Origin of the sequence: Micropruina sp. (genome assembly GCF_047607385.1) — a bacterium.
Taxonomy (GTDB): Bacteria; Actinomycetota; Actinomycetes; order Propionibacteriales; family Propionibacteriaceae; genus Micropruina.
In genome coordinates this window covers 1-8,719 of record NZ_JASGDE010000190.1, presented here as the reverse complement: position 1 = coordinate 8,719, position 8,719 = coordinate 1, and the positions used below count along the sequence as shown (strand labels likewise).

The 8,719-nt window shown below is 74.0% G+C and carries 7 protein-coding genes; 4 read left to right on the top strand and 3 right to left on the bottom strand.

The window, feature by feature from the left end:
• Positions 1-293 (bottom strand): biotin/lipoyl-containing protein (locus QM582_RS16690; RefSeq protein ID WP_415086286.1); only part of this gene is annotated, 293 nt, incomplete at its 3' end.
• Positions 294-416: 123 nt separating this feature from the next.
• On the opposite strand from QM582_RS16690, the gene QM582_RS16685 reads away from it, so the two are divergent.
• On the top strand, positions 417-740 hold the full coding sequence (locus tag QM582_RS16685; protein WP_415086284.1) for a hypothetical protein: 324 nt from the start codon (positions 417-419) through the stop codon (positions 738-740).
• Positions 741-796: 56 nt separating this feature from the next.
• Here the strand turns inward: QM582_RS16685 and QM582_RS16680 are convergent, their stop codons facing one another.
• Positions 797-2,386 carry an FAD-dependent oxidoreductase gene (locus QM582_RS16680; RefSeq protein ID WP_415086282.1) on the bottom strand — a complete coding sequence of 530 codons (1,590 nt, stop codon included), beginning with the start codon at positions 2,384-2,386 and terminating at the stop codon, positions 797-799.
• A 4-nt stretch (positions 2,387-2,390) separates the two neighbouring features.
• Positions 2,391-3,893, bottom strand: a complete 1,503-nt coding sequence (locus tag QM582_RS16675) for a leucyl aminopeptidase (protein WP_415086281.1) — start codon at positions 3,891-3,893, stop codon at positions 2,391-2,393.
• A gap of 96 nt (positions 3,894-3,989) precedes the next feature.
• Here QM582_RS16675 and QM582_RS16670 point away from each other — a divergent pair, with 96 nt between their 5' ends.
• The 3 genes from QM582_RS16670 to QM582_RS16660 all read left to right on the top strand — a co-directional run.
• A complete protein-coding gene (locus tag QM582_RS16670; protein ID WP_415086279.1) occupies positions 3,990-5,129 on the top strand; it encodes an iron-containing alcohol dehydrogenase in 1,140 nt (379 codons plus the stop codon).
• A 123-nt stretch (positions 5,130-5,252) separates the two neighbouring features.
• Complete coding sequence (locus QM582_RS16665; RefSeq protein ID WP_415086277.1) at positions 5,253-5,612, top strand: hypothetical protein; 360 nt, start codon at positions 5,253-5,255, stop codon at positions 5,610-5,612.
• Between the two features lie 9 nt (positions 5,613-5,621).
• The coding region (locus QM582_RS16660) for an ATP-binding protein (protein ID WP_415086275.1) at positions 5,622-8,719 on the top strand (3,098 nt) is incomplete at its 3' end.

The window sequence follows — 8,719 nt, the reverse complement described above, 5'->3', positions numbered from 1 at the left end:
GGTGCGGCGGCTGGGGGAGCGGCCGGCTCGGCGGGAGCGGCGCTCCCTGCCTCACTGGCGTCCCCGATCACCGCGAGGATCGAGCCGACGGCGGCGGTCTCGTCCTCGGCGACCTTGATCTCGAGGATCACGCCGGCAGCGGGCGAGGGGATCTCGGTGTCCACCTTGTCGGTGGAGACCTCCACGATGGGCTCGTCCACCTCGACGGTGTCGCCGACCTGCTTGAGCCAGCGAGAAACCGTGCCCTCGGTGACACTCTCACCCAGAGCGGGCAAAGGAACGGGCGTTGACATGAGTGGGTCTCCTTCGACGGACGGCCAGAACCAGACCTCACCCTATCCCGTTGTCACGACGAAGAGCACGCGTTGCGGCACCGGATTCCGTGGGTCGGTCAGAGCACGGTGCACAATGGCTCCGTGACACCGAGGTGGGACTTCTGGCGCTCCCGAAACCGCGGCGCCCCGATCGACGGTGCCACCGTGGCCCACCTGGAGGATTTCGTCCGGACGCGTCGAGGGGTCGAGGCGTTCCTGGAGCCGCAGACGACCATGGCCAGGACGAGCCTGCTGCTGGTCGCCCACGACGGCGAATGGACCCGGCGCTCGATCGAGTCACCAGCGTGGGGACGCCGCTTCGCCGGCACCCACGGGCTGCCGGTCTACGACGCCGCGGTGGTCGGCTACCCGCAGCGGATGCGGGACTTCAACGCCCGTCAGAAGGGCCGTCGGGTCGCCGAATAGGTCCGCCTCGGGCGAGCGGTGGTTGGGGTTTCGACAAGCTCAACCAGCGGTGGTTGTCAGGCCAGCGCCTCGTCGATCCGGTCCAGCTGGTCGGAGAGGTCGACCACGCCGCGGTAGGCGTCCACCAACGAGGACGCCAGCGCGGCCCCGTCGCCGGGCAGGGCGCCACCGAACGGTGCTGTCGCGGCACCACCGCAGGCCCACAGTCCGGGCACCGGCGTCCCGTCGCCGCGCAGCACCCGGGACCGCTCGTCGATCACCAGGCCGCCGGCGGTTCCGGCGTCGCCCGGGTACACCCGAACCCCCCAGAACGGCTGCCGGTCGATCGAGCCCAGGCACGGGTTGCGGCGCAGCAGCGGATCGCCGAAGTGCTTGTCCCAGGTGCTTTCGCCGCGCTTGAAGTCGGTGTCGCGGCCGCGCTTGGCCAGCTGGTTGAACGCCACCACGCTGCCCAGCAACCCGGCCCGGTCGACGCCCAGCGACCCGGCCAGCTCGTCCAACGAGGACGCCCGGACCAGCTCGCCGGCCTCGATCGCCGCCTTCGGCGAACTGCCCGCCGGCCACGGGCCCAGGTCGTGCTGCTTGCGATGCCGGTTGTCCAGCACCAGGAACGACGGCACCGACCGCTGCCCGCGGTTGTGCTCGTACATCCACCGCCCGGCCCAGGCACCCGGCTCGGCCTCGTTGAGGTAGCGGTCGCCCGCGACGTCGACGATCATGCCGTGCGGTGCCACCCGGGCCGCGCGCAGCGAATGTGCGACGCCGTCGGCGAGCAGCACCGGCGTCCACCAGGCTCGGTCCAGGTCGGCGACCGCGGCGTCCACCTGTTCCCCGGCGCGCAGGGCGGCTCCGTCGTTGCCGCCGCCCACCGACCAGTCCACGGACGTCGGGGCGGGCAGATACTGATCGCGCAGTTCCGGGTCGGCCTCGAAACCGCCGCAGGCCAGCAGGACGCCGCGCTTCGCGACCACGTCGATCTCGCCGTCCTCGTGGTCGATCCGGACGCCGGTGACGGCCCCGTCGTCGACCAGCAGCTCGGTCATCGGCGACTCCAGCCAGATCTCGACGCCGCTGCCCAGCGCGCGCCGTAGCAGTTCGCTGACCAGCGCGCCGCCGGGGCTCAACCCGTCGCGATCGCCCAGGCCGCGGCGCAGTCGTCCGAACAGCCCCGGACTGGCCTCGGCGCCGTCGCCGCCGCGCAGCCGTCCGGCCCACTCGTCGTCCAATCGGACGGCAGCCGCCTTGGCCCGCAGGGTGCGGCCCTGGGCCTTGCCGCCCTCCGTCTCCGGACGGCAGTCCGGCAGCCCCTTCACGACTTCCAGGCCGATCCGGGACGACACCAGCCAGCGCGCCACCACGCCGGCGGTGCGGGCGAACGCCGCCCGGCGGGACGCCGCCACCTCGTTACCCGGCGCGGCCAGGGCGTTCAGGTAGTCGAGCGCCTCCTCGGCCGAATCGGACGGCACACCGCCACGTCCCATCAGGTCGTTGCCGGGCACCCACAGGTGCCCCTCGCCGCCGGCGGTCGCGCCACCCACGGACGCCGTCCGCTCCACGATCAGGACGTCGTGGCCGAGCCGGCGCGCCGCAACGGCCGCCAGCAGGCCGGCGGCCCCGGCGCCGACGATCACCACATCGGTGCGCACGCGTTCAGCTTTGCAGGGACTGGGCCAGCGCCACCAGGGTCCGCACCGCCATGCCGGTGCCGCCGGAGGGCACGTAGTCGTAGGGGCCCTCGTCGTTGAACGCGGGCCCGGCGATGTCCAGGTGCGCCCACGGGATCTCGCCGGGCACGAAGGTCTGCAGGAAGGCCGCCGCGGTCAGCGCGCCGCCGTAGCGGTTGCCGCCGGAGCGCAGGTCGGCCACCTTCGAGTCCAGCTTCTTGCGGGTGCCGTCCGGGATCGGCAGCTGCCAGAACGCCTCGCCGGCCGATTCGGCGGCGTCCAGGACGTGATCGGCGGCCTGGTCGTCGCTGGCCATCAGGCCCGCCACCCGCTCGCCCAGCGCCACCATGCAGGCGCCGGTCAGGGTCGCCACGTCGAGAATCAGGTCGGGGGAGTCCTCGCCGGCCCGGGCCAGCGCGTCCGCCATCACCAACCGTCCCTCGGCGTCGGAGTTGACGTTCTCGACGGTGGTGCCGCCGTACATGGTGAGCACGTCGGAGGGCCGGTACGCGGTGCCGGAGGGCATGTTCTCGGCCATCGCGGCGTAGGCGGTGACCCGTACCTTGAGGCCCAGCTGGGCGATCGCCCGGGTGGCCGCCAGCGCCGCGGCGGCGCCGGCCATGTCGCACTTCATCGTGTACATGCCGTCGGACGGCTTCAGGTTGAGGCCGCCGGTGTCGAAGGTGATGCCCTTGCCGACCACCGCCAGGTGCGCCTTCGCGCCACGCGGCGCATAGCTGAGCCGGACCAGCCGGGGCGGACGCGACGAGCCGCCGCCGACCGCCAGCAGGCCGCCGTAGCCGCCGCGCTCCAGCGCCTTCTCGTCGAGCACCTCGACGTCGATCCGGGTGCCCTTGACCGCCGCCTGCGCCGCCTCGGCGAAGGTCTGCGGGTACAGCACATTGGCGGGGGTGTTCACCCAGTCCCGGGCCAGGCAGACCGCCGCCGCCACCGTCTTGGCGGTCTCCACCGCGCCGCGCACCTCGGGCTTGCCGGAACTGCTCACCACGGTCAGTGCGGCGATCGACTCGGCGGCCTGCGCGCCGCTCACCTTGACGAACGCGTACGAGCCCAGCAGCGCGCCCTCGGCGGCGCCCTTGACCACCTCGGGTTCGACCGCGTCCAGGCAGATCGCGACCCGCAGCGGGCGCTCCGACTTCAGCCCGGACGCCGTCCGGACGCCGTTGCCGGCGGCCCGGCGGACCTGCTCCGGGGTGACGTCGATATTGCCCAGGCCGACCGCGATCAGCCGGCGGCCGTCCGCCCCGGGCAGCACCACCGTGCTGCCCGGCTTGGAGTCGGCGCCGAGGCTGCGGGCCACGGCCAGCAGCGGCTGCCCGAACTGCTTCGCCGCGCGCCGTTCGACCTCGTCCGGCAGGCCGACCAGCACCGGCGAGCCGGCGCTCTCGGCCACTCCGAAGACCACCACGTCGGCGTCCTTGGGGCACGAGGTCGCCAGGGTCAGGGCAGGAAGGCTGAAGGAGGTCACGAGTTGTCCTATCGGTGACGATGAGGCGGAATCACTGGTCACCTTAGACGAGTCGATGCCGCCGCGAGCCGGGCGTCGGCATGCGATCCTGGGCGGGTGACCCCCTTCACCTTTGCCACCGCCACCCGGATCGTCTTCGGCCCCGGATGCTCCGCGCAGCTGCCCGGACTGGTCGCCGAGTTCGGCACCCGTCCGTTCGTCTGCACCGGCGCCACCCCGGAGCGTTTCGGCGCCTTGCTGGCCGGTCTGGACGGATCCCTGGCCTGGCCGGTCGCCGGCGAACCCACTCTGGACGACGTCCGGGCCGGGGTGGCCGCGGCCCGGGAACACGGCGCGGACGTCGTGGTCGGCCTGGGTGGTGGCGCGGTGCTGGACGCCGCGAAGCTGATCGCCGCGCTGGTGCCCGACGACGGCGACATCCTCGACCACCTGGAGGTGATCGGCGCCGGACGCCCGCTGTTGCATGCGCCGTTGCCGTTCCTGGCCGTGCCGACCACCGCGGGCACCGGATCGGAGGTGACCAGCAACGGCGTGGTTACCTCGCCCGAGCACGGGGTGAAGGTGAGCATGCGCTCGCCCGCCATGCTGGCCCGGGTCGCCCTGGTCGATCCGGAGTTGACCCTGGGCTGCCCGCCGGCGGTGACCGCGTCGTCCGGGCTGGACGCGCTCACCCAGTGCCTGGAGCCCTACGTGTCACCGTTCGCGAACCCGCTCACCGACGGCTTCTGCACCGAGGGGCTGCGCCGCGCCGGACGCAGCCTGCGCCGTGCCTACCGCCACGGCGACGATGTGGACGCCCGCACCGACCTGGCGCTGTGCTCGCTGCTCGGCGGGCTGGCGCTGGCCAACGCGAAGCTGGGTGCCGTGCACGGCCTGGCCGGCGTGATCGGCGGGCTCACCGGCGCACCGCACGGCCTGACCTGCGCGACCCTGCTGGTGGAGTGCTGCCGCGGCACCGTGGCAGCCCTGCAGGAGCGGGAACCCGAGCATCCCGCGCTGGGTCGCTACGCCGAGGCGGGTGCCCTGCTCTCCGGGACGGCGGGCGTGCAGGCCCTGCTGGACTGGCTGGCCGAGACGGTCCGGGAACTCGACGTCCCGACCCTCGGCGAACTCGGCGTGACGTCCGGGCAGTACCCGCAGATCTGCCGGCAGGCCGCTGCGGCGTCCTCGATGAAGGGCAATCCGATCGTGCTGGAGGAAGCCGAACTGGAGGCGATCCTGTCCCGCTGCGGCTGAGTGCGGGCCTCGCTCCGAGATCCCGGGCCGAGCCACCTCTCGTCATCCCGGCGAGGGGCCGCCCAGCGTGGCGATCCGGCCGTCCAGCAGGTCGAACGCCCGGTCGGCGGCTGGCCGGGCACGGTGTTCAACCTGGTTGCGCTGCTCGTCGTCGGCACCATCGCCGAGACGCTCCACGGCGCCCGCACGCTGGTCGGCCTGGTCAGCGAGATCGCCGGTTACACGGTCCTGCCGAACCAGGGCTTCGCCGGCAACTCGGTCGCCGATCTGGGGCTGACCGGGTTGTGTCTGGTCACCTTCCTCGCCGGACGCCGGGTCCCGGCCCGGGTGCTCGGAGCCGTCGGTTTGCTGGCCGGCCTGACGCTGCTCGTCATCGCCAACCTGCACGGTGTCGGATTCGCCGTCGGCGCGATCGCCGGGATGTTCCTGGTGCGCACGTCCGGCGCGAGGACGCCGATGGCGCAGGAGGGACGCCGGTCCTAGGCTCGTCGGGTGCGAGACGACGTCCCGCGGCTGAGCCTGCTGGGCCCCGTGCTGATCGAGGGCCGCTCCGGCGCGCCGATCGAGCCGCCGGGGAGCCGGATCCGGGCCCTGGCCGCCGCGCTCGGGCTGGAGCCGGGGCGCTCGCACAGCGTGCCGGCGCTCACCGACCTGCTGTGGGCGGACGAGCCGCCCCGGGCCCCGCGCGCCGCCGTCCAGACCCTGGTGTCGCGGCTGCGGGCGGTCGTCCCGGACGGGCTGATCGCCTCCGGCGCGGCCGGCTACCGCCTGGACGTCGACGCTCGGCAGACGGATCTCGGAAGAGCCCGGGCGGCGCTCGGCGTCGCCCGGGCCGAGCCCGACCCCGCCGTCGCGATAGCCGTCCTGGACCAGGCGTTGGCACTGTGGCGCGGCGAACCGGGCGCCGACCTGGGCGATGCGCCGGTGCAGGAACAGCTGCGGGCCGGCGCCGAGTCGCTGTTGTTCGACCTGACCGCCGAGCGGGCGCGCTGTCGCGGCGTCGCCGGCGACCTGGCCGGTGCCGCCGCCGATCTGGGACGGCTGGTCGAGGCACGCCCCTTCGACGAGGGTGCCCTGGCCGCCTACCTGCGGAACCTGGTCGCCCAGCACCGGATCCCCGAAGCCCTGGCCGCGTTCGCCGCCCACCGCGAACGGCTGCTGGACGAGCTCGGCAGTTCACCCGGTGCCGAACTGATCGAGCTGAACACCACCCTGCTGCGCGCCGCCGAGCCCGATCCGCGTCCGCCACGCCGGATCGGCCTCCGGGCGGCACCGAACCGGCTGATCGGACGCGACGACGACCTGGACCGGATCGAGGCGCTGCTGGGCAGTGCGCGGCTGGTCACCGTGCTCGGCACCGGCGGCCTCGGCAAGACCCGGCTGGCGCAGGCGCTGGCCGGCCGCTCCGGCCGTCCGGTGGTGGTCGTGGTCGAACTGGCCGGTGTCCGCAGCGACGACGACGTGACGCTGGCGCTGGCGTCCACCCTGGGCATCCGGGAGGGCACCGCGGGCCAGCGGCTGGGCGACCCGGCGCCGGGCTCGGACGTCCGAGCCCGGATCGTCGGCCAGCTCGCCGAACGGCCCACCCTGCTGGTGATGGACAACTGCGAGCATCTGGTGGACGGTGCCGCCCGCTGGATCGCCGAGCTGCTGGCCGCGGCACCCGAGCTGCAGGTGCTGGCGACCAGCCGCAGCCCGCTGGCGATCAGTGCCGAGGCGGTCTACCCGCTGCCACCGCTCGCCGCCACCACGGACGGCCCGGCGGTGCGGCTCTTCCTGGAGCGGGCGCACGCCGTCCGGCCCGGCGCGAAGCTGCCGGTGGCGGCTGTCCAGCGGCTCTGCGCCCACCTGGACGGTCTGCCGCTGGCCATCGAACTGGCCGCCGCCCGGGTGCGTTCGATGACGGTGGAGCAGATCGAGAGCCGGCTGGGGAACCGGTTCGCGCTGCTGTCGGGCGGCGACCGCAGCGCGCCGGAGCGGCACCGCACCCTGCAGGCGGTGATCGAGTGGAGCTGGCGGCTGCTCGATGCCGGCGAACAGAACGCGCTGCGGCTGCTCAGCGTCTTCCCGGACGGCTTCTCCGCCGAGGCGGCCGCCGTCGTCACCGGCAGCGGCTGGGTGGAAGATCTGCTGGACGGCCTGATCGCGCAGTCCTTGCTGACGGTGGCCGAGGAGCCGCTCACCGGCGGCCTGCGCTACCGGATGCTGGAGACGGTCCGCGAGTTCGGCCAGGCGGAACTCGCCGCCGCCGGCCAGCAGACCGAGGGCCGCGACGCGCTGTTCCGCTGGGCCGCCGGGTTCGCCGCCGGCCACGGACCGACGGTGCCCGATCTGGACGTCTACCGCCGGGTCACCGTCGAGCAGGACAACCTGGTCCTGGTGCTGCGGCAGGCCGTCGCCGAGCACCGCCAGGAGCTGGTGGTGTCGGTGTTCGCCCTGCTCAGCTACTACTGGACGATGCGCAGCGCGCACAGCGAGGTGATCGCCTTCGCCGCGGACGTGCTCGACGCCCTGCGTGGCTACCGGCCCGACGACGCGCACGTGAACGCCACCGCGGTGAGCTACCTGCTGCTCACCGCCACCGGCCTGGCCGCCGACGAGGCCCGCGGCAAGCGGGCCTACGCCCGGCTGTGGTGGCTGGTCCGGCGGCACACCGTGACCGAGGCCGATCTGGCCGCGATCATCGACTACCTGCTCGCCGCCCCGGACCCGGAGCGCTCGACGGAGATGCTGGCGCGGATGCGGGCCGCCGAGGATCCCGGCACCGCGATGGTGGGAGAGCTGTTCACGTCCCAGATCGCCGAGAACGACGGCCGGGCCGACCAGGCCGGGGCGGCGGCGTTGCGCGCCTGGCAGCTTGCCGGACGCCTCGGCAACGTCTGGTGTGCGGCGATGGCGGCCTCGATGCTGGCGAACCTGGCCGGCATGCGCGCCGACCCGGAACAGGCGCTGTACTGGGCGGACCGCGCCGAGCAGGGGATGTGGCAGCTGCAGGCCGAGGACGACCTGAGGCAGTTGGACTGGATCCGCGCCGTCGCACTGCTCGGGCTGGGCCGCTCCGGTGAGGCGCGGCCGCTGCTGGAGCGGCTGCGGGCGATCGGCCTGCTGGCCCAGGAGCGGGCGGAGTACGTGGCGATGGCCGACTGCGGGCTGGCCGAGGCCGCCCGTATCGACGGCGACCCGCAGGGTGCGATCGAGCACTTCCGCCGGGCGCTGGAGGTGCGGCACGCGCCAGCCCAGCGCGGCTCCGGCTGGTACGCGATCGGGCTGGCGGCGATGATCGCGTCCGGCATCGCCGACGATTCCCTGGACGAGGCGGAGCTGGCCCACTGGGCGGGACGGCTGCGGGTCCGGGTGCTGGTGCTGGGCCGGGCCCGGTCGAGGTTCGTCGATCGGCCGGTGCTGGGCGCCAGCGCGCTGGGGCTGTCCGCCTGGCTGATCCGCCGCCCGGAGTCGGTCGAGCGCGCGCTGGAACTGCTGGCCCTGGCCGAGGTGCTGCACGCCCGCCAGGATCTGCCGGCGCTGCGCCTGGACCGGCTGCTGGCCGCCGCCCGGCGGATCGTCGGCGAGGAGCCGGTGGCAGCGGCCCG